Annotated in this window: 19 protein-coding genes and 5 tRNA genes; all 24 read left to right on the top strand. The window is 34.0% G+C overall.

The window, feature by feature from the left end:
• The first annotated feature begins 169 nt into the window (after window positions 1–169).
• The 24 genes from ACZIYX_RS19830 to ACZIYX_RS19715 all read left to right on the top strand — a co-directional run bounded on the left by ACZIYX_RS19830 (window position 170) and on the right by ACZIYX_RS19715 (window position 22,338).
• On the top strand, window positions 170–1,450 hold the full coding sequence (locus ACZIYX_RS19830) for a DUF2851 family protein (RefSeq protein WP_462683995.1): 1,281 nt from the start codon (window positions 170–172) through the stop codon (window positions 1,448–1,450).
• Window positions 1,451–1,479: 29 nt separating this feature from the next.
• Window positions 1,480–1,701: a PspC domain-containing protein gene (locus ACZIYX_RS19825; protein WP_462683994.1), complete on the top strand. Its 222-nt coding sequence runs from the start codon at window positions 1,480–1,482 to the stop codon at window positions 1,699–1,701.
• Window positions 1,698–2,714, top strand: coding sequence for a potassium channel family protein (locus ACZIYX_RS19820; RefSeq protein WP_462683993.1), 1,017 nt, complete (start codon window positions 1,698–1,700; stop codon window positions 2,712–2,714). Before ACZIYX_RS19825 ends, ACZIYX_RS19820 begins: the two co-directional genes overlap by 4 nt.
• 98 nt (window positions 2,715–2,812) lie before the next feature.
• Window positions 2,813–4,420, top strand: a complete 1,608-nt coding sequence (locus ACZIYX_RS19815) for an alanine/glycine:cation symporter family protein (protein ID WP_462683992.1) — start codon at window positions 2,813–2,815, stop codon at window positions 4,418–4,420.
• A gap of 14 nt (window positions 4,421–4,434) precedes the next feature.
• Complete coding sequence (locus ACZIYX_RS19810; RefSeq protein WP_462683991.1) at window positions 4,435–5,307, top strand: helix-hairpin-helix domain-containing protein; 873 nt, start codon at window positions 4,435–4,437, stop codon at window positions 5,305–5,307.
• A 135-nt stretch (window positions 5,308–5,442) separates the two neighbouring features.
• Window positions 5,443–6,612 (top strand): acyl-CoA dehydrogenase family protein, encoded by a 1,170-nt coding sequence (locus tag ACZIYX_RS19805; RefSeq protein WP_462683990.1) that lies wholly within the window; start codon window positions 5,443–5,445, stop codon window positions 6,610–6,612.
• 267 nt (window positions 6,613–6,879) lie between these two features.
• On the top strand, window positions 6,880–7,074 hold the full coding sequence (gene rpsU / locus ACZIYX_RS19800) for a 30S ribosomal protein S21 (protein WP_027413649.1): 195 nt from the start codon (window positions 6,880–6,882) through the stop codon (window positions 7,072–7,074).
• A gap of 124 nt (window positions 7,075–7,198) precedes the next feature.
• The gene (locus tag ACZIYX_RS19795; RefSeq protein ID WP_462683989.1) at window positions 7,199–8,086 is read left to right on the top strand and encodes a tyrosine-type recombinase/integrase; all 888 of its coding nucleotides are present in this window, start codon (window positions 7,199–7,201) and stop codon (window positions 8,084–8,086) included.
• A gap of 69 nt (window positions 8,087–8,155) precedes the next feature.
• A complete protein-coding gene (hpf, locus tag ACZIYX_RS19790) occupies window positions 8,156–8,458 on the top strand; it encodes a ribosome hibernation-promoting factor, HPF/YfiA family (RefSeq protein ID WP_027413651.1) in 303 nt (100 codons plus the stop codon).
• A 100-nt stretch (window positions 8,459–8,558) separates the two neighbouring features.
• Window positions 8,559–8,632, top strand: a tRNA-Thr gene (locus tag ACZIYX_RS19785).
• Window positions 8,633–8,760: 128 nt separating this feature from the next.
• A tRNA-Tyr gene (locus ACZIYX_RS19780) sits at window positions 8,761–8,842 on the top strand.
• Window positions 8,843–8,888: 46 nt separating this feature from the next.
• A tRNA-Gly gene (locus ACZIYX_RS19775) sits at window positions 8,889–8,961 on the top strand.
• A 122-nt stretch (window positions 8,962–9,083) separates the two neighbouring features.
• Window positions 9,084–9,155: transfer RNA gene (locus ACZIYX_RS19770), tRNA-Thr, on the top strand.
• Between the two features lie 58 nt (window positions 9,156–9,213).
• Window positions 9,214–10,401 carry an elongation factor Tu gene (tuf, locus tag ACZIYX_RS19765; RefSeq protein ID WP_462683988.1) on the top strand — a complete coding sequence of 396 codons (1,188 nt, stop codon included), beginning with the start codon at window positions 9,214–9,216 and terminating at the stop codon, window positions 10,399–10,401.
• Window positions 10,402–10,460: 59 nt separating this feature from the next.
• Window positions 10,461–10,533, top strand: a tRNA-Trp gene (locus ACZIYX_RS19760).
• 102 nt (window positions 10,534–10,635) lie between these two features.
• Window positions 10,636–10,833: a preprotein translocase subunit SecE gene (gene secE / locus ACZIYX_RS19755; RefSeq protein ID WP_462684006.1), complete on the top strand. Its 198-nt coding sequence runs from the start codon at window positions 10,636–10,638 to the stop codon at window positions 10,831–10,833.
• A gap of 9 nt (window positions 10,834–10,842) precedes the next feature.
• Window positions 10,843–11,397 carry a transcription termination/antitermination protein NusG gene (nusG, locus tag ACZIYX_RS19750; RefSeq protein ID WP_462683987.1) on the top strand — a complete coding sequence of 185 codons (555 nt, stop codon included), beginning with the start codon at window positions 10,843–10,845 and terminating at the stop codon, window positions 11,395–11,397.
• Window positions 11,398–11,472: 75 nt separating this feature from the next.
• Window positions 11,473–11,910, top strand: coding sequence for a 50S ribosomal protein L11 (gene rplK, locus ACZIYX_RS19745; protein ID WP_108867018.1), 438 nt, complete (start codon window positions 11,473–11,475; stop codon window positions 11,908–11,910).
• Window positions 11,911–11,928: 18 nt separating this feature from the next.
• On the top strand, window positions 11,929–12,624 hold the full coding sequence (gene rplA / locus ACZIYX_RS19740; protein WP_462683986.1) for a 50S ribosomal protein L1: 696 nt from the start codon (window positions 11,929–11,931) through the stop codon (window positions 12,622–12,624).
• Window positions 12,625–12,639: 15 nt separating this feature from the next.
• On the top strand, window positions 12,640–13,161 hold the full coding sequence (rplJ, locus tag ACZIYX_RS19735) for a 50S ribosomal protein L10 (RefSeq protein ID WP_462683985.1): 522 nt from the start codon (window positions 12,640–12,642) through the stop codon (window positions 13,159–13,161).
• A 67-nt stretch (window positions 13,162–13,228) separates the two neighbouring features.
• The gene (gene rplL / locus ACZIYX_RS19730) at window positions 13,229–13,603 is read left to right on the top strand and encodes a 50S ribosomal protein L7/L12 (protein ID WP_462683984.1); all 375 of its coding nucleotides are present in this window, start codon (window positions 13,229–13,231) and stop codon (window positions 13,601–13,603) included.
• Between the two features lie 130 nt (window positions 13,604–13,733).
• Entirely contained in the window at window positions 13,734–17,543 is a 3,810-nt protein-coding gene (rpoB, locus tag ACZIYX_RS19725) for a DNA-directed RNA polymerase subunit beta (protein WP_462683983.1), read from the top strand.
• Window positions 17,544–17,649: 106 nt separating this feature from the next.
• Window positions 17,650–21,951: a DNA-directed RNA polymerase subunit beta' gene (gene rpoC / locus ACZIYX_RS19720; protein ID WP_462683982.1), complete on the top strand. Its 4,302-nt coding sequence runs from the start codon at window positions 17,650–17,652 to the stop codon at window positions 21,949–21,951.
• Window positions 21,952–22,023: 72 nt separating this feature from the next.
• Window positions 22,024–22,338, top strand: coding sequence for a DUF3467 domain-containing protein (locus tag ACZIYX_RS19715; protein WP_462683981.1), 315 nt, complete (start codon window positions 22,024–22,026; stop codon window positions 22,336–22,338).
• The last annotated feature ends 273 nt before the right edge of the window (window positions 22,339–22,611 follow it).

Here is a 22,611-nt window from a genome sequence, read left to right as displayed (position 1 = left end):
GGTCAATAATTTCAACAAGAACTTACAAGGTTCAAAAGAAATTTAGTACTTTCATGAACAATTAAAATACTAGTTATTATAGTTCTCTATCCTACCCAAGACTATATAACATAGTTGTACCTGTTTAATACAGGTAGATCTAAATAATAATCAAACAAGATATTTACAAATGACCGAAGATTTCCTTCAGTACTTATGGAAACATAAAAAATTTGATATTACCAGGCTTAAAACTACAAGACAAGAAGATTTGAAGCTTCAGGATGTAGGAATACATAATACAGATAATCCCGGGCCGGATTTTTTTAATGCATTACTCATTATCCATGGTCAAAAATGGGCAGGAAACGTTGAAATACATAATAAATCCAGTGATTGGTATGCTCATAATCATGAAAATGATTCAGCGTATGATAATGTGATTCTCCATGTGGTTTGGGAAGATAATATGGATATTTTCAGAAAAGATAATTCTGTTATACCTACTTTGCAACTCAAAGATTATATAGCCCAGGATTTGCTGATCCGGTATGAAAAAATGTTTCAGGAAAACACACAAAAATGGATTAAATGTGAAAAACAATTGCCCGAAATTTCAAGTTTTATACTCCTCAATTGGCAAGAAAGACTCTATCTGGAAAGATTAGAACAAAAATCAATTTTTATATTAAAACTATTAAAGGATTCTGCAAATGATTGGGAAGCGACTTTGTTTAAGCTGTTAAGTAAAAACTTTGGGCTCAAAGTAAATGGAGATGCTTTTTTTAGTCTTGCAAATTCTATAAATTTTTCAATTATAAGAAAATGTAGCAATAATCAGGTAGAATTAGAAGCATTACTTTTTGGACAGGCAGGTTTTTTAGAAAATGATATAGAAACCCTGTATAGTTCTGAGTTAAAAAAAGAATATCATTTTTTAAAAAATAAATTCCAATTATACAATGATGGGGTTTTACCATTTCATTTTTTTAGGCTCAGGCCCTCTAATTTCCCAACGATAAGGTTGTCACAGTTTGCTATGTTATATTTTAAAACCCCTCAGTTATTTGATGAGGTTATAAAAACAAAGGATATTAATAGATTTTATAAGCTTTTTGGAGTGCATACAAGTAGCTTTTGGGAAAATCACTATACTTTTGAAAAAGAATCGAAAACAAGAAAAAAGAGGATAACAAAAGGATTTGTTGACCTGTTATTGATTAATACAATTATCCCTTTAAAATTTATGTATACAAGAAGTCTGGGAAAAGATCCGGAAGAAGAAATGCTGGAATTAATTTCGCAATTATCCTATGAAAAGAATGGTATTATTGATAATTTTAAGAAATTAAAAGTACCTGTTGAAAATGCAATGCATTCACAAGCATTAATACAACTTAAAAATAAATATTGTGACAAAAAAGCATGCCTGAAATGCGCAATAGGAAATAAATTGTTAAGTGGAGATTAAAATTTGGTTTAATATAATTATTTTGCAGGATGTTTTATAACCTGAGACAATTTTTAGAACGTAACGGATTTTATGTATCTTCCAGACTAGCAGATAGACTTGGGATGCGGGCAAAAAATGTACGCTTATTTTTTATTTATTTAACATTTGCAACCGTAGGTTTAGGTTTTGTACTATATCTTAATATAGCATTTTGGTTAAAAATAAAAGATTTGATATATACAAAACGAACTTCTGTATTTGACTTATGATAAAATTTTTTAACCAAGGCAGGCAAAAGGTATATATCGCCATAATTTTATTGATTATAGTAATCAGTATTGGGGTAATAGGATTTCGGTATTTTTCAAACTATTCATGGATAAATGCCTTGTATATGACTGTTATTACCATGTCTACAGTTGGTTTTAGTGAGGTACAGCCCCTGGATGATAATGCTAAACTATTTACAATATTTCTAATAGCAACAAGTGTATCTATATTTGCATATTCTGTATCTGTAATTACAGAATATATTATAAGTAAAAACGATCCTAAAAAAGCACAATATCGAAAAACACAAAAAATGATAGACAAACTTGATAATCATATAATTATAGTCGGGTATGGTCGTAATGGTAAACAATCGGCAGTTAAGCTGTTAGCGTATGATAAACCTTTTATTATCATAGAAAAAGACATGGATGTTATAGAAAAACACCAAAGTGACCAATTATTATTTCTTAATGGTAATGCAACAGAAGATGGGGTTTTGATACAGGCAGGAATCAAAAACGCTGCATGTTTGATCTGTACTTTGCCAGAAGACGCAGATAATTTATTTATAGTACTATCAGCAAGACAAATAAACAAAGACCTAAAAATAATAAGCAGGGCTTCTCAAGATGCCTCTTATAAAAAAATACGATTGGCAGGAGCAGATAATGTAATTATGCCAGACCGCATAGGAGGGGATCACATGGCATCCTTGGTTGTAGTTCCTGATTTGATAGAGTTTTTGGATAACCTTTCGATAGTAGGTAAAAAATCTATTAATATTGAAGAGGTCTCTTTCGAGGATATGTTTGATGATAAAAAAGAGAGAACTATTCTTAATATCGATATGAGATCAAGAACAGGATGTACCATCATAGGATATAAATCCCCCGAAGGAGAATATATTGTAAACCCGGAAACTAATACTGTATTAAGACCAGGGTCTAAAGTAGTGGTTCTTGGTCGTCCGGAACAAATTAATCTCTTAAATAAAGAATTTAATATTTAGTAATTTAAAAACATTTAACCTTTAAAAAATTGTAAACAAAGGTTTTTTTTAGCATCTTGCTCACTCTTAACAATTAAATTCAATTAATTCACAAAATCATGAAGAGAACTCTTCTTTCAATTTTAGTATTTACAATTCCATTTTTAACATTTGCACAAGAGACTACAGAAAAAGGGCTCGATAAAAAAATTGACGAAGCTTTTAAGCCAGTTTCAGATTTTTTTTCAAATGTAATCTTCTTCGAAGTCTTTAGTGGAGCTCCCTTTGTTATAGTGTTGCTGGTTTTAAGTGCATTGTTTTTTACTATTTATTTTGGCTTCCCTAATGTTAGATATTTTGGAAAAGCAATTAATGTGGTACGAGGAAAATATGATAATGTAGAAGGACATGGTATAGAAGGTAATCCACAAGTTAGTGTAGTAGACGGGGATGTAAGAGATACTATAAGGGATGAGTCTAAAGAAGGAGAGGTTTCTCATTTTCAGGCACTAGCTACAGCTGTTTCGGGAACCGTTGGTAATGGTAATATAGCCGGAGTTGCACTAGCAATTGCACTTGGAGGACCCGGGGCAACATTTTGGATGATTGTTTGTGGATTATTAGGTATGTCTACAAAGTTTGTAGAATGTACACTTGGAGTACAATACAGAGATGTGGGAGAAGATGGTACGGTATATGGCGGGCCAATGTATTATTTAAGTAAAGGGCTTAAGGATAAGGGTTTTAAAACATTAGGAAAAGTTGCGGCAGCTGTATTTGCTGTGTTTTGTATTGGAGGTTCTTTTGGGGGTGGTAACGCAGCTCAATCTAATCAGGCAACAATAGTTTTAAAAGAATTGATGGGGTTTGAGAGTACTGGAGCAGGATTCTGGATAGGGGTTTCGTTAGCTTTTCTGGTAGGTATTATTATTATCGGAGGGATTAAACGTATAGCTTCTGTAACAGAAAAAGTAGTTCCTTTTATGGCTATAATGTATTTAGCAGCATGTATATATATCATTTTTATTAACTTTTCTTTAATAGATGATGCTATTGGTTTAATTGTTGAAGAAGCATTTAACCCTACGGCAATAGGAGTAGGAAGCCTTATAGGGGTTTTGTTGGTTGGGTTTAAAAGAGCCGCATTCTCTAATGAAGCAGGTGCAGGATCAGCATCTATTGCGCATTCTGCAGTAAAAACAAAATATTCAGCTAGCGAAGGACTTGTTGCATTGTTAGAACCTTTTATCGATACAGTAGTAATATGTACGATGACAGCTTTGGTAATTGTTATTTTTAACTTTGGAGGAGCTTTTGAATATGGAGGAGATGGTTCTGGAGCAGTTTTAATTGATGGTGTTCCTTATGAAGGAGCAGGGATCACTTCTATGGCATTTGCACAATACATACCATATTCTAATGTGTTTTTAACTATAGCAGTGGTATTATTTGCAGTATCTACAATGATATCCTGGTCTTATTATGGATTACAATCCTGGAAATTTTTATTTGGAAGAGGTAAAGCCGCAGATTTAACTTATAAACTATTGTTTTTGACTTTTGTAATAATAGGAGCAGCAGCAAGTATGAGTTCTATCTGGGCATTCTCTGATGCTATGATTTTTGCAATGGTGTTTCCTAATATGATAGGATTGTTTTTCTTGTTTCCTGTAGTTAAAGAACAATTAAAAAGATATTTTGATGCAATTAAAGCATCAAGAGAATAGAGAAAATAACTTTTATGAATACTATAAAATCCTGTTTCGAGATACACTCACGTTTTCGAAATGGGATTTTTCTTTTGTCAATGATATTATTTACCATTATAATTGGATATTTCTTTTATTCAAAAAAGGTAGTTCCAAAATCTAATCTAGCTGAATTGGAAGAGTTTCAAAAGCAAATAGACTCTATAAAAAGATATGATGAAAGATATAAAAAGCAATATGAATTAAAAGCTTTTAATCCTAATTTTATCTCAGATTATAAAGGGTATGTACTAGGACTTTCCCCAAAAGAATTAGATAGGCTTTATTCTTATCGAAGTCAGGGTAAATGGATTAATTCTGTTTCAGAATTTAAAAAAGTAACCCAGATTTCAGATTCTTTATTAACCATTATTTCACCTTTGTTTAAATTCCCAGAGTGGAAAAAGAATAACAACAATACAAAAGTATTTTCAAAAAAGAAAAGCTTTGCCAAATCATACTCTCAAAAAAAAGATTTAAACACAATATTAGCTAAAGATCTTCAGGAAGAAGCTAAGATCCCCGATTTTATAGCAGTAAGAATAATTAAATACCGTGATAAAATTGGTGGATTTGTAGACGACATTCAGCTTAAAGATATTACAGGATTATATGATAATCAAAGAAACAATATACTGTCGTTATTTGCCGTTAAAACGCCAAAAAAAATAAAAAAATTAAGTGTTAATAGAGCATCTGTTAAAGAATTAATAGAAATACCATACTTTGATTTTGAGCTGGCATTAGATATCAAAAGTTTTATTAAGGATAATGGCGATATTTCTAATTTTGATGAATTGGTAAAAATCAAAGGGTTTTCTATAGAAAAAATAGATAGAATAAAGTTATATTTGACAATAGATTAATAATCGTAAAAAAATTGCTGTGAATATTGATAAATCTTTAATTAATTATAAATAAACTCGTTTTGAGTTTATTGCTTATGTGAAAAGTCATAAAGCACAGTAATATGTTAGCTAAACAAAACTCAAGTTACCATAATGAATAGTATGTATTTTACAGAAGAACACGAATTATTTAGACAAAGTCTTAAAGAATTTCTCAAAAAAGAAGTTACACCACATATAGAGAAGTGGGAAAAAACCGGAGATATAGACCGTTTTATCTGGGGGAAATTCGGAGAGATGGGATATTTTGGGATTGCTTACCCAGAGGAGTATGGGGGGCTGGAATTAGATCTCTTTTATACTGTTATTTTTTTAGAAGAATTGCAAAAAATTAATTCCGGGGGTTTTGCCGCAGCAATGTGGGCACATGCATATTTGGCAATGACCCATATTAATAAAGAAGGAGACCACAGAATAAAAGAAACATACTTAAGACCTAGTATATCTGGTGATAAAATAGGTTGTTTGTGTATAACAGAACCATTTGGAGGGTCTGATGTTGCAGGAATGAGAACTACAGCAGTTAAGGATGGAGATCATTATGTAATTAATGGATCAAAAACTTTTATTACTAATGGAGTATACAGCGATTATTTGGTAATTGCAGCAAAAACAAATCCAGAATATGGTAATAAAGGAATAAGTATTTTTGTTGTAGATAGGGACACCCAGGGGATATCTGCTACAAAACTTGATAAATTAGGATGGAAAGCTTCAGATACCGGAGAGATAGCTTTTGACAATGTTAGGATTCCTCTTCATAATCTTATGGGAGAAGAAAACAAAGGGTTCTCATATATTATGCAGCATTTTGCTTTAGAGAGATTGATTATGGGGGTAAATGCCCATGCACGTGCAGAATATGCATTAGATTATGTAATAGAATATATGTCGCAAAGAGAAGCGTTTGGAAGAACAATTGATAAATTTCAGGCATTACGACACACAGTTGCAGATATAGCAAGCGAAGTAGAAATGTGTAAAGAATTTAATTACTCTATAGCCAAAAGACTTAACGATGGTCAATATGTAGTAAAAGAAGCAAGTATGTCAAAGCTGCTCTCTACAAAAATGGCAGACAAAGCAATATATAAATGCCTTCAATTGTTGGGTGGATATGGATATATGGAGGACTATCCAATGGCAAGATTGTTTAGAGATAGTAGATTAGGTCCTATAGGAGGAGGAACTTCAGAAATATTAAGAGAAATAATAGCAAAAATAGTTATTGATAAAAAAGAATATAAGCCAGCAACAGAATAGCGGGTATAATTATATGATTTTTTGTAAAATATTGAAAATAACTATATACCGGGTATTTTGCTGATTATTTATTTAATACAGAAATCCAGGGCTCGATAATTTTTCTTTTTTGATTGAAGCTTAAAAAACAACCAATTCTGTAGTTTAAGTACAGTTAAAAAATGAGTAAACTATAATATTTAAAATAATATATAAAAAACTTTGAAGATGTTAGTTTTATAGTATCTTTGCAAACTAAAATTATTTCTAAAGAAAGGAGGTGCCACTATGTTAATTATACCAGTTAAAGACGGAGAAAATATAGATAGAGCGTTAAAGCGTTTTAAAAGAAAATTTGATCGAACAGGAACGATGCGTCAACTTCGTAAACGCCAAGCTTTTTTAAAGCCTTCTGTTGAAAGAAGAGCGCAAGTTCAAAAAGCGCAATACATTCAACATTTAAGAGATCAAGAAGAAATTTAAAAATAAATAACGTTATCTGTTATGTATGTTTCTTGTTAAAGAAGCCAGATACCGTTTTTAATATAAATTTTAACCGTTAGAAAATCAAAAGTTTTATACTTTTGTTGTCTAACGGTTTTTTTTTATGTTTATTTCTGAGTTTACCGAGTACCTGCTTTTTGAAAAACAATATTCTAAACATACAGTAGTGGCGTATGAAGCCGATTTAAAATCTTTTTTAGAGTTTTATCAAGCAGAGTACGGTGCTGTAAGAATACAAGAGGCTAATTACCCGCAAATTCGTTTCTGGATAGTAAAGCTTGTTAATGAGGGAGTTACTAATCGAACTATTAACAGAAAAGTATCTTCACTTAAGACCTACTATAAGTTTTTGCTTAAAATAGAAGAAATAGATAAAAATCCTTTGGTAAAACACCAGGCTTTAAAAGTGTCAAAAAAACTTCAGGTTCCTTTTTCTACGCAAGAGGTAGAGGACGTTTTGTTAAGTCTCACAGATGATCAGGATTTTGAAAGCATAAGAGACAGGTTGATTGTTGAGCTTTTTTATGCTACAGGAATACGTAGGATTGAATTAGTGGATCTTAAGCTTTCAGATGTAGATATGAGTAAAGGGCAGATAAAAGTATTGGGAAAACGTAACAAAGAAAGATATTTACCACTTCTTTCTTCTGTTCGGGAAACTGTAAGAAAATATATAGAAGCAAGAGAGATTTTGGAAACGGAGGGAACCCCCTTTTTGTTTTTGACAAAAAAAGGAGTTAAAATATATGAAACACTTGTGTATCGTATCATAAATAGCTATTTTAGTAAGGCATCTTCAAAAGTAAAAAAGAGTCCGCATATACTTAGGCATTCTTTTGCGACACATTTGCTGAATGAAGGAGCAAACCTAAATGCTGTAAAAGAATTACTTGGTCATTCCAGTTTGGCTGCTACACAAGTGTATACACATCATAGTGTTGCTCAATTGGCTAAAGTGTATGAGCAATCCCATCCAAGGAATAAAAAGTAAGAGATAAGTTGTTTGCTTATTGGTTTTTTCGGCTTTAATTTTTTGTTTAACTAATTAAACTAACAAAATATGAAAGTGAACTTGCAATCCGTAAATTTTAATGTAGATCAAAAGTTGGTGGATTTCACCCAAGCTAAATTAGATAAATTGGAAACTCATTTTAATCGTATAATTCATGCAGATGTTTTTTTGAAAGTAATGAATACAAGTGGTAAAGAAAATAAAATTACAGAAATTTTATTGAGCGTGCCTGGAGATGAGTTTATGATAAAAAAAATCAACAAAAGTTTTGAAGAAGGTGTGGATGAGTGTGTTAGTTCTTTAGAAAGACAATTGAAAAAACGAAAAGAAAAATTAAATACACATTTTTGATTATTTTTTTAAAAAATAGTTTTGCAGAAGAAATAAATTATTATACATTTGCAGTCCGTTAGAAATAGCGGACTTTTTTATGTTCTGAAACATGTTAAAAGCCGATGTAGCTCAGCTGGCTAGAGCAGCTGATTTGTAATCAGCAGGTCGTGGGTTCGAGTCCCTCCATCGGCTCTGAAAAAGTAAGTTTTTTGAAAAAAAAATAAACTTTTTTGATTTAATTTTGAATTGTAAAAAAAATTACTATTTTTGCGCACTCAAAATTCATAAATCAAACATGTGATATATTGAATTTATCAATTGGGGAGATACTCAAGCGGCCAACGAGGGCAGACTGTAAATCTGCTGACTACGTCTTCGCAGGTTCGAATCCTGCTCTCCCCACAATTAGAATTAAAAACTTCAGGAGATTGTTCCAAAGTTTTGAAAAGCGGGAGTAGCTCAGTTGGTAGAGCGTCAGCCTTCCAAGCTGAATGTCGCCGGTTCGAACCCGGTCTCCCGCTCTAAATAGAGCTAATCTCGATGCATTATTAGCATTGGATTTTTAACCTAAATGTAATGATTAATCGGATTTCTTTCTGAAGCTAACGAAAGTGTTCTGATTAATCATTATACTCATTAAAAAGCCGGTGTAGCTCAGGGGTAGAGCGTTTCCTTGGTAAGGAAGAGGTCACGAGTTCAAATCTCGTCATTGGCTCTGAGTTCAGGATTTTAAAATGAACACTAATATATAACTAAGATTAAATAAATTAATTATGGCAAAGGAAACTTTTGATCGTTCCAAACCGCACTTAAATATTGGTACTATTGGACACGTTGATCACGGTAAAACAACTTTAACTGCTGCTATCACAAAAGTATTGGCAGATGCTGGATTTTCTGAAGCAAAATCTTTTGATCAAATCGATAATGCACCAGAAGAAAAAGAAAGAGGGATCACAATTAATACATCTCACGTAGAGTACGCTACAGCAGCTCGTCACTACGCACACGTTGACTGTCCAGGTCACGCCGATTATGTAAAGAACATGGTTACTGGTGCTGCTCAGATGGATGGAGCGATTTTAGTGGTTGCTGCTACAGATGGTCCAATGCCACAAACCCGTGAGCATATCCTTTTAGGAAGACAAGTAGGTATACCTAGAATTGTTGTATTCCTTAATAAAGTGGATATGGTGGATGATGAAGAATTATTAGAACTTGTAGAGATGGAAGTAAGAGATCTTCTTTCTTTTTATGAGTATGATGGGGATAATGGTCCTGTTATTTCTGGTTCTGCACTTGGAGCTCTTAATGGTGAACAAAAATGGGTAGATACTGTGTTAGAATTAATGAAAGCAGTAGATACTTGGATCGAACTTCCTCCTAGAGATGTAGATAAGCCTTTCCTTATGCCAATCGAAGATGTTTTCTCTATTACAGGTCGTGGTACAGTAGCAACAGGACGTATCGAAACTGGAATTGCTAATACCGGAGATCCTGTTGAGATTATTGGTATGGGTGCAGAAAAACTTACTTCTACTATAACTGGTATCGAAATGTTCCGTCAGATCCTTGACAGAGGTGAAGCAGGAGATAACGCAGGTATCTTATTAAGAGGGATTGATAAAACTCAAATCTCTCGTGGTATGGTTATCGTTAAGCCAGGAACTGTAACTCCACATAAAAAATTTAAAGCTGAGGTGTATATCCTTAAAAAAGAAGAAGGTGGACGTCATACACCATTCCATAACAATTACCGTCCTCAGTTCTATGTACGTACAACTGACGTGACAGGAAACATTGCACTTCCTGATGGAGTTGAAATGGTAATGCCAGGAGATAACTTAACAATTACTGTTGAGTTAATTCAGACAATTGCAATGAATGTAGGTCTTCGTTTTGCTATCCGCGAAGGAGGTAGAACAGTAGGTGCTGGTCAGGTTACTGAAATTTTAGAATAATACATTGTAGTATATAAAAGTTAAGGTATTCGTTTTAACGAATACCTTGGCTTTATGTTACGGGTTTAGCTCAGTTGGTAGAGCACTGGTCTCCAAAACCAGGTGTCGTGAGTTCGAGTCTCTCAACCCGTGCAAAATCAGTTAATGATGGTTTGTTATTAACAGATAGTAAATAATGAGTTTTGTTACAAATTTAGAAAGATTGCTTTTTGATTTGTTTAAAAAATATAAATGATGGCTGGACTAGTAAATTACATCGCAGAATCCTATAATGAATTAAAAAATCATGTTACTTGGACTCCTTGGGCCGAAGCACAAAGACTTACTTTAATTGTGATCGTTTTTTCGGTTATTTTTTCTTTAGTTATATGGGGGATTGATACTGCGTTTAGTAATCTTATAGAGTACTATTTTACTTTAGTTAAATCTTAAAAAATTAAAATGGCTGAAGTAGATAATACGAAAAAGTGGTACGTGGTAAGAGCGGTTAGTGGCCAGGAAAATAAAGTAAAAGACTATATAGAGCGAGAAATTGCCCATATGGGACTTGAAGATTATATTTCTCAAATACTTGTTCCTACAGAAAAAGTAGTGCAAATTCGCAATGGAAAAAAAATAAATAAAGAGAGAGTATATTTTCCTGGATATGTTATGATAGAAGCAAACTTATCCGGAGAGATACCTCATATAATCAAATCTATTAATGGAGTAATAGGTTTTCTTGGTGAAGTAAAAGGAGGAGACCCTGTACCTTTAAGGAAATCTGAAATCAATAGAATGTTAGGTAAAGTTGATGAACTTGCTGTTAAAACAGATAATGTTGCTATACCTTACAATGTAGGAGAAACTGTAAAAGTAATAGACGGACCATTTAATGGATTTAATGGAACCGTCGAAAAAGTAAATGAAGAAAAACGTAAACTAGAGGTGATGGTGAAGATTTTTGGCAGAAAAACACCTTTAGAATTAAGTTATATGCAAGTAGAGAAAATATAATAATTGTTACATTATAGATCCAGAATTGTTCTTTTGCTTCCACTTATGGAACAATTCTAATTTAAAATTAGAAAAATGGCTAAAGAGATAGGTAAAGTAGTAAAATTACAAGTGCGTGGAGGAGCGGCAAACCCATCCCCACCAGTTGGTCCTGCTTTAGGTGCTGCCGGAGTAAATATCATGGAATTCTGTAAGCAATTCAATGGTAGAACACAAGATAAAGCTGGTAAAGTACTACCGGTTGTAATTAACGTGTACACAGACAAATCTTTTGATTTTGTTATAAAAACTCCACCAGCAGCTGTTCAGATACTGGAAGCAGCAAAACAGAAAAAAGGTTCTGGAGAGCCTAATCGTAAAAAAGTAGCAAGTGTTACTTGGGATCAAGTTCGTACTATAGCAGAAGACAAAATGCAAGATTTGAATGCGTTTACTATAGAGTCTGCTATGAAAATGATTGCCGGTACTGCTCGTTCAATGGGTGTAACTGTAAAAGGACAAGCTCCTTTTTAATCCAAAAAATTTTACAAAATGGCAAAAGTAACCAAAAAGCAAAAAGAAGCAAACGCTAAAATCGATAAGAATAAAGCGTATTCATTAAATGAAGCTTCAGCTTTAGTAAAAGAAATAACAAGCACAAATTTTGATGCCTCTGTTGATATCGCTGTTCGTTTAAATGTAGATCCACGTAAAGCAAATCAAATGGTACGAGGGGTTGTAACATTACCTCACGGAACAGGAAAAGATGTCAAAGTATTGGCATTGGTAACACCAGATAAAGAAGCAGAAGCTAAAGAAGCTGGTGCTGATTTTGTTGGGCTTGATGAATATCTTGATAAAATTAAAAACGGTTGGACAGATGTTGATGTAATCATCACTATGCCAAGCGTTATGGGTAAATTAGGACCATTAGGTAGAGTATTAGGACCTCGTGGATTAATGCCTAACCCAAAAACAGGAACTGTAACAATGGATGTAGCAAAAGCTGTATCTGACGTTAAAGCTGGTAAAATTGATTTTAAAGTAGATAAAACTGGTATTATTCATGCATCTATCGGAAAATGTTCTTTTGAAGCCGAAAAACTTGCAGGTAATGCTAAAGAATTAATAACAACATTAGTAAAGTTAAAACCACAGGCAGCTAAAGGAGTATATATAAAATCTATTTATATGTCTTCTACCATGAGCCCTGGAGTCGAAGTTGATTCTAAAAGCTTTGCTGGGTAATTAAGATAAACCATTATGACAAGAGAAGAAAAATCATTGGTAATTGAAGACTTAACTGCTCAGCTTGCTGAAAATTCTATTATTTATTTAGCAGATATTTCAGGGCTTAATGCAGGAACAACTTCAAACTTACGTAGAGCTTGTTACAAAGCAAACGTATCATTAAAAGTAGTTAAAAACACACTCCTTGCTAAAGCAATGGAGAATTCAGATAAGGATTTTGGAAATTTACCAAGTGTATTAAAAGGTAATACTTCCATATTATTTGCTGAAACCAGTAATGCACCCGCAAAAATTATTAAAGAATTTCGTAAGAAATCTGATAAACCTTTATTAAAAGGAGCTTTTGTAGAAGAAGCAGTATTTGTTGGTGACGAAAACTTAGATGCTTTAGTTAATATTAAGTCTAAAGAAGAAGTTATCGGAGATATTATTGGTCTGTTACAGTCTCCTGCTAAGAATGTAGTTTCTGCATTAAAATCAGGTGGAGGTAAATTAGCTGGTATCCTTAAAACATTATCCGAAAAAGAAGGATAATCATTGTAGTGCACGCACTTTTTAACAAATTATATTTCATTAAAAAAATTATTTAAAACGATAGAAAATGGCAGATTTAAAAGATTTCGCAGAACAATTAGTTAACTTAACAGTAAAAGAAGTTAATGAACTAGCTGGTATATTAAAAGAAGAATATGGTATCGAGCCTGCTGCTGCTGCGGTAGCTGTAGCTGCTGGTGCTGTTGGTGGAGGTGAAGCTGTAGAAGAACAATCAGAATTTGATGTAATACTTAAAGCTGCAGGTGCTTCCAAATTAGCAGTTGTAAAATTAGTAAAAGAACTTACTGGTCTTGGACTTAAAGATGCAAAAGAATTAGTTGATGGAGCTCCTAAAGCAGTAAAAGAAGGAATCGCTAAAGATGAGGCTGAAGCTCTTAAAGCTCAATTAGAAGAGGCTGGAGCTGAGGTTGAGCTTAAATAAGCTTACCATATATTGACATATAGGTTTAGACCCAGAGAATAATCTCTGTGGTCTAAACCGTTTTGCGTATATAAACACTAAGTGTTAAAATACGCACCTTTTTTAAATTTTAATTTAATTCCGTCCATTGATGTTAGCAACGCAAACTGAAAGATTGAATTTCTCTTCTGTAAAGAATAGACCTGATTATCCTGACTTCCTCGATATTCAGATCAAATCCTTTCAGGATTTCTTTCAATTAGAAACAAAATCTGAAGAAAGAGGAAACGAAGGTCTATATAATACCTTCATGGAAAACTTCCCGATTACGGATACTCGTAATCAATTTGTATTAGAATTTTTAGATTATTTTGTAGATCCGCCAAGATATGATCTTCAAGAGTGTATAGAAAGAGGTCTTACCTATAGTGTGCCATTAAAAGCACGTCTAAAATTATTCTGTACAGACCCAGAACACGAAGATTTTGAGACTATTGTTCAGGATGTGTATCTAGGTACAATTCCTTACATGACACCTAGTGGTACTTTTTGTATTAATGGTGCAGAACGTGTGGTAGTATCTCAATTGCACCGTTCTCCGGGGGTATTCTTTGGACAATCATTTCATGCAAATGGAACCAAATTGTATTCAGCCAGAGTAATTCCTTTTAAAGGTTCTTGGATAGAATTTGCTACCGATATTAATAGCGTAATGTATGCTTATATCGATAGAAAGAAAAAATTACCAGTAACAACCCTTTTTAGAGCTATTGGTTTTGAAAGGGACAAAGATATTTTAGAAATATTTGATCTTGCTGAAGAAGTAAAAGTTTCTAAATCTGGATTAAAGAAAGTTTTAGGGCGTAAATTGGCTGCTCGTGTATTAAATACCTGGCATGAAGATTTCGTAGATGAAGATACCGGAGAAGTAGTATCTATTGAACGTAATGAAATCGTTTTGGATAGAGATACTATTTTGGATAAAGATCATTTAGATGAGATTATAGACTCTGGAGCAAAAGCTATATTATTACATAAAGAAGACAATCAAAAAGGAGATTATGCAATTATTCATAATACCTTGCAAAAAGATCCTACCAATTCAGAAAAAGAAGCGGTAGAACACATATATCGACAATTACGTAATGCAGAACCGCCAGATGAAGAGACTGCAAGAGGTATTATAGATAAATTATTCTTTTCTGATCAACGCTACAATCTTGGAGAAGTAGGGCGTTATAGAATGAATAAAAAATTAGGGCTTGATATTGCAATGGATAAGCAAGTACTTACCAAAGAAGATATCATTACCATTATAAAATATTTAATCGAATTAATTAATTCTAAAGCTGAAATTGATGATATTGATCACCTTTCTAACCGTCGTGTAAGAACTGTAGGAGAGCAATTATCACAACAGTTTGGAGTTGGTTTGGCACGTATGGCACGTACCATACGGGAACGTATGAACGTTAGAGATAATGAAGTCTTTACACCTATTGACTTGATTAACGCTAAAACTCTATCTTCTGTGATTAATTCATTTTTTGGGACAAACCAGTTATCTCAATTTATGGATCAAACAAATCCATTAGCAGAGATTACTCATAAGCGAAGACTTTCGGCATTAGGGCCAGGAGGTTTATCCAGAGAGCGTGCAGGTTTTGAAGTACGAGATGTACACTATACACATTATGGTCGTTTATGTCCTATCGAAACCCCGGAAGGTCCAAATATTGGATTAATATCCTCTTTAGCAGTTTTTGCAAAAGTGAATTCTATGGGGTTCTTAGAAACACCATATCGTAAAGTTACAGATGGTAAAGTCGATATAGGAGAGTTTAGATATTTGAGCGCAGAAGAAGAAGAAGAAAAACTGATAGCTCAGGCAAATATTCCTATGACAGATGAAGGAAATATTACTGCCGATAAAGTAATCGCTAGAATGGAAGGAGATTTTCCGGTAATCGATCCGGTAAATGTTAATTATGCCGATGTAGCTCCTAATCAAATTGCCTCTATTTCGGCATCACTAATTCCATTCTTGGAACACGATGATGCAAACCGTGCTTTGATGGGATCAAACATGATGCGCCAGGCTGTACCTTTATTAAGAGTGGATGCTCCAATTGTAGGAACAGGATTAGAGCGCCAGGTAGCTTCAGATTCAAGAGTGTTAATTAATGCAGAAGGAGAAGGAGTGGTTGAGTATGTTGATGCTCAAAAGATTACCATAAAATACGATAGAACTGAGGAAGAGAGAATGGTAAGCTTTGATAGTGATTCTAAAACATACGAGTTAATAAAATTCCGTAAAACAAATCAGGGTACCAATATTAACCTAAAACCTATTGTTAGCGTAGGAGATCGTGTTAAAAAAGGACAAGTTCTATGTCAGGGGTACGCTACAGAAAAAGGAGAACTAGCTCTTGGTAGAAATATGAAAGTAGCTTTTATGCCTTGGAAAGGGTATAATTTTGAGGATGCGATCGTTATTTCTGAAAAAGTAGTAAGAGAAGATATTTTTACATCTATTCATATAGATGAATATTCTTTGGAAGTTAGAGATACCAAATTAGGTAATGAAGAATTAACTAATGATATCCCTAATGTTTCAGAAGAAGCTACTAAAGATCTGGATGAGAACGGAATGATTAGGGTTGGTGCAGAGATTAAACCAGGAGATATTCTTATAGGAAAAATCACTCCAAAAGGAGAAAGTGATCCTACCCCTGAAGAAAAATTATTAAGGGCTATCTTTGGAGATAAAGCCGGGGACGTTAAAGATGCTTCGTTAAAAGCTTCTCCTTCCCTGCATGGTGTTGTAATTGATAAAAAATTATTTGCACGTGCTATAAAGGATAAAAGAAAACGTTCTCAGGATAAAGAAGATATCGAAATTCTGGAGCGATCTTATGATACCAAATTTGAGTTGTTAAAAAATGATTTAGTAGATAAATTATTTGCTATCGTTGGTGGAAAAACTTCTCAGGGTGTTATGAATGATCTTGGAGAAGAAGTACTTCCCAGAGGTAAAAAGTATACTCAAAAAATGCTTAATAGTGTAGATGATTATGCTCACCTTACTAAAGGAGTATGGACTACCGATGATAATCTGAACAGTATGGTTGCGGATCTTATCCATAACTATAAGATTAAAGAAAATGATTTACAAGGAAATCTGCGAAGAGAGAAATTTACAATTTCTGTTGGAGATGAATTACCTTCAGGAATCATAAAACTAGCTAAAGTTTACATAGCAAAAAAACGTAAACTAAAAGTAGGGGATAAAATGGCAGGGCGACATGGTAACAAAGGTATTGTTGCTCGTATCGTAAGAGAAGAAGATATGCCATTTCTGGAAGACGGAACACCAGTTGATATAGTGTTAAACCCACTTGGGGTACCATCTCGTATGAATATTGGGCAGATTTATGAAACGGTACTTGGTTGGGCCGGGCAAAAATTAGGCAGAAAATTTGCTACCCCGATTTTTGATGGTGCTTCTTTGGATCAAATTAATGAATTAACCGATGAAGCAGGAATCCCAAGATTTGGACATACGTACTTATATGACGGAGGAACGGGAGATCGTTTTCACCAACCTGCTACAGTAGGCGTAATATATATGCTTAAACTTGGTCACATGGTTGATGATAAAATGCACGCACGTTCCATTGGTCCATATTCATTGATTACTCAGCAACCACTTGGTGGTAAAGCACAATTTGGAGGTCAACGTTTTGGAGAAATGGAGGTATGGGCATTAGAAGCTTATGGTGCTTCTGCAACCTTACGTGAGATATTGACTGTAAAATCTGATGATGTAATAGGAAGAGCAAAAACATACGAAAGTATAGTTAAAGGAGAGCCTATGCCAGAACCAGGATTGCCAGAATCTTTTAATGTATTAATGCACGAATTAAAAGGTCTTGGTCTGGATATCAGATTAGAAGAATAATATTAAAATAACCAAACTGTCCTCCCGGGATTTGTCAAAGGAGGCAGTTTGTGTATCCAATATTATTCAATTTTAAATTACAATAATTCTTTAGCAACCATATATTATGGCAAGAAATAATGATAAGAATACAGTAAAGAGATTTAATAAGATCTCTATAGGTTTAGCATCTCCTGAGTCAATTTTATCGGCGTCACAAGGAGAAGTGCTAAAGCCCGAAACTATCAATTATCGTACTCACAAACCTGAGCGTGATGGTTTGTTCTGTGAGCGTATTTTTGGACCTGTAAAGGACTTTGAATGTGCTTGTGGTAAATATAAAAGAATTCGTTACAAAGGTATTGTTTGTGATCGATGTGGGGTAGAAGTTACCGAAAAGAAAGTGCGTAGAGATCGTGTTGGTCACATTAACCTTGTGGTTCCTGTGGCACATATATGGTATTTCCGTTCTTTACCAAATAAAATAGGATATTTATTAGGCCTTCCTTCTAAGAAATTAGATATGATAATTTACTACGAGCGTTACGTAGTAATCCAGCCTGGTATTGCAAAAAATGAAGAAGGAGAAGCTGTACAAAAGATGGATTTCCTTACCGAAGAAGAATATTTGAATATATTAGATAGTCTTCCTCAAGAAAATCTTTATCTGGATGATACAGACCCTAATAAATTTATTGCAAAAATGGGGGCAGAATGCCTTATCGAAATCCTTAGAAGAATAGATTTAGATGCGTTATCTTACGAATTAAGGCATAAGGCAAATAACGAAACTTCAAAACAACGTAAAACAGAAGCTTTAAAACGCCTTCAGGTTGTAGAATCTTTCCGTGATGCCAATAAAAACAGAGAAAACCTTCCTGAATGGATGGTTCTTAAAGTTGTACCGGTAATTCCGCCAGAATTACGTCCGTTAGTACCATTGGATGGAGGTCGTTTTGCTACCTCAGATTTAAATGATCTGTATCGTCGTGTAATTATACGTAATAACCGTCTAAAGCGTTTGATGGAAATCAAAGCTCCGGAAGTTATTTTACGTAACGAAAAGCGTATGCTTCAGGAATCAGTAGATTCGCTTTTTGATAATACCCGAAAAGCTTCTGCCGTTAAAACAGATTCTAACAGACCATTAAAGTCATTATCCGATTCTTTAAAAGGTAAACAAGGACGTTTCCGTCAAAACTTACTTGGAAAACGTGTGGATTATTCGGCACGTTCGGTAATTGTTGTAGGACCAGAATTAAAATTATTTGAATGTGGTCTTCCAAAAAATATGGCAGCAGAACTTTACAAGCCGTTCGTAATTAGAAAATTGATTGAACGTGGTATTGTAAAAACAGTAAAATCTGCAAAGAAAATAATAGATAGAAAAGAGCCTGTTGTTTGGGATATCTTAGAAAATGTTCTAAAAGGGCACCCGGTTTTGTTAAACCGTGCTCCTACGCTTCACCGTTTGGGTATTCAGGCATTTCAGCCTAAACTTATAGAAGGTAAAGCAATACAGTTACACCCATTAGTTTGTACTGCATTTAATGCGGATTTTGATGGGGATCAAATGGCAGTACACTTACCATTGGGACCAGAAGCAATTTTAGAAGCACAATTGTTGATGTTGGCATCACACAATATTCTTAACCCAGCAAATGGATCTCCTGTAACAGTTCCTTCTCAGGATATGGTACTGGGTCTGTATTATATGACTAAATCCCGTAGATCTACTCCAGAATTAAAAATGGATGGAGAAGATCTTATTTTTTATTCTCCGGAAGAGGTTATTATTGCATATAATGAGAAAAGACTAAACATTAATGCCAATATCAAAGTTCGTACTAAAGATATTAATGAAAATGGAGAGCTGGTAACCAAAATAATAGAAACTACTACAGGTAGGGTTTTATTTAATGAAAAAGTTCCGGAAAAAGCAGGATATATCAACGAGGTTTTGACCAAAAAGTCACTTAGGGACATTATTGGGGATATCTTAAAAGTAACCAGTGTTCCTGAAACTGCAGAGTTTTTGGATGAAATCAAGACTTTAGGATATAATTTTGCATTCCAAGGAGGATTATCTTTCAGTTTGGGGGATATTATTATTCCCGCAGAGAAACATACCATGATTGAAGATGCAAACGCACAGGTAGATAATATCGTTACAAACTATAACATGGGGTTAATTACCAATAACGAACGTTATAATCAGGTAATTGATATATGGACTTCTACTAACGCAGCGTTAACAGAGCTTTCTATGAAACGTATTAGAGAGGATCAACAAGGTTTTAACTCTGTATATATGATGCTTGACTCGGGAGCAAGGGGGTCTAAAGAACAGATCAGACAGTTAACAGGTATGCGTGGACTTATGGCAAAACCTAAAAAAGCCAGTTCTGCAGGTGGAGAAATTATCGAAAACCCTATCCTTTCTAACTTTAAAGAAGGTCTTTCGATTTTAGAATACTTTATCTCTACCCACGGTGCTCGTAAAGGTCTTGCAGATACCGCACTTAAAACTGCCGATGCAGGATATTTAACTCGTCGTTTAGTTGATGTAGCTCAAGATGTTATTGTAAATACTGAAGATTGTGGTACACTTAGAGGGGTAGAAGTATCTCCATTAAAGAAAAACGAAGAAATTATAGAAGGACTTGCAGCTAGAATTGTAGGTAGAACTTCTTTAGTAGATGTTATCAATCCATTAACTCAAGAGGTACTGGTTGAAGCTGGTGTAGAGATTGATGATGCAACAGCAAAGGCTATAGAAAACTCTCCTTTAGAGTCTGTTGAAGTTCGTTCAGCACTTACTTGTGAGGCTAAAAAAGGAATTTGTGTAAAATGTTATGGTCGCAACCTGGCAACTGGTAAAACAGTTCAAAGAGGTGAGGCAGTAGGAGTTGTAGCAGCCCAATCTATCGGAGAGCCTGGTACACAGCTTACATTACGTACATTCCACGTGGGAGGTATTGCAGGTAACATTTCTGAAGACAACCAATTAAAGTCCAAATTTGCCGGTAAAGCAGAAATAGAAGAACTAAAAACGGTAAAAGGAGAAGACAATGAAAAGAATGAGGTAGATGTAGTGATTTCTCGTACTTCTGAAATTAAAGTTATCGAACCAAAATCCAGAATAGTATTAAGTACAAACTTGATTCCTTATGGTTCTCAGCTATATATTAAAGATGGGGACATGTTAGAAGCTGGTCAGGTTATCTGCCAATGGGATCCATATAATGGTGTAATTATCTCAGAATTTGCAGGTAAAGTAAAATATGAGAACATAGAGCAAGGTATAACATATCAGGTAGAGATAGATGAGCAAACAGGATTCCAGGAAAAAGTGATTTCTGAATCTCGTGATAAGAAAAAAATACCAACGCTTCATATATTAGGAAATGGAGATGAAGTATTACGTTCTTATAACTTACCAGTTGGTGCTCACCTTATGGTAGATGATAGTGATAAAATTGGAGTAGGTAAGATTTTGGTTAAAATACCTCGTAAATCTGCTAAAGCAGGGGATATTACAGGAGGTCTTCCCAGAGTAACAGAATTATTTGAAGCACGTAACCCATCTAACCCTGCTGTAGTTAGCGAGATAGATGGTGTAGTTTCGTTTGGAAAAATTAAACGTGGTAACAGAGAGATAATCGTAGAGTCCAGAATAGGAGAAGTCAAGAAATATCTTGTTAAGCTTTCTAATCAGATTCTTGTTCAGGAAAACGATTATGTTCGTGCAGGAATGCCATTATCAGATGGATCTATAACACCAGAAGATATTCTTAAAATTAAAGGTCCTTCGGCAGTACAACAATATCTGGTAAATGAAGTGCAGGAAGTATATCGATTACAAGGAGTAAAGATTAATGATAAGCACTTTGAAGTTGTGGTACGTCAAATGATGCGTAAAGTACGAATCCAGGACCCGGGAGATACTATTTTCTTAGAAAATCAGTTGGTGCATAAAGCTGATTTTATTGAAGAAAATGATGAGATCTTTGGAATGAAGGTTGTTGAAGATGCGGGAGACAGTAATAAACTTAAAGCTGGTCAGATTGTTTCTCCAAGAGATTTAAGAGATGAAAATTCTGTTTTACGTAGAGATGATAAAAATCTGGTAGTTGCCAGAGATGTTTCTCCAGCTACAGCTACACCAATACTGCAAGGTATTACAAGAGCATCACTACAAACCAAGTCCTTTATTTCTGCAGCATCCTTCCAGGAAACTACAAAAGTATTAAATGAAGCTGCTGTAAGCGGTAAAATTGATGATCTTGAAGGTCTTAAAGAAAATGTGATTGTTGGACACAGAATCCCGGCAGGAACAGGTATGAGAAATTATGAGAGTATCATTGTAGGTTCAAACGAAGAGTTTGAACAAAGAATGGAACAACGACGAGAAGTAAATTATAATTAATAGAAAAAGCCTGCCTTTTTAGGCAGGCTTTCTTTTTTATTAAAAAATTCTAAAAAAAAAGGATTATTTAATATGGCAGAAAATAAAAATCAAAAACAGAACCATTTGAATATTGAAATTGATGAAATAGTTGCCGATGGTGTATATAGCAATCTGGCAATTATTAACCATTCGGTATCAGAATTTGTGGTGGATTTCGTTAATATAATGCCTGGCAGACCTAAAAGCAAGGTAAAGAGCCGGATTATTTTAACTCCTCAACATGCAAAAAGATTATTAAAAGCATTAAGTGATAATGTAAACAGATTTGAATCTGCTCATGGAGAAATAAAAGATTATGAGCAACCACCAATACCTATGAATTTTGGACCGACAGGAGAAGCTTAAAATATAATATTTATAAGAGTCGTGAATTATGAAAATCTATAATTCTTTCTTTTGATAAAGCTATTACTAAAACAAAAACCGATTAAAATAATTTTATTTTAATCGGTTTTTGTTTTCTGTAAGTTTTACTGTTTTTTGTTTAAAAACATTAAACCCAGATTATGCAATAGAACTTCGTTATGAAGCTTTGAGATACAATGAACACTGTTGTTTTCTTACTTTTAGCATAGCATCGCTATGGTTAAAGTGAAAAACAAAGCAAGGCGACAGTGT

This window comes from Aquimarina sp. (assembly GCF_977115655.1).
The sequence above is the reverse complement of the archived record's forward strand: the minus strand, read 5'-3'. Positions and strand labels throughout refer to the sequence as shown.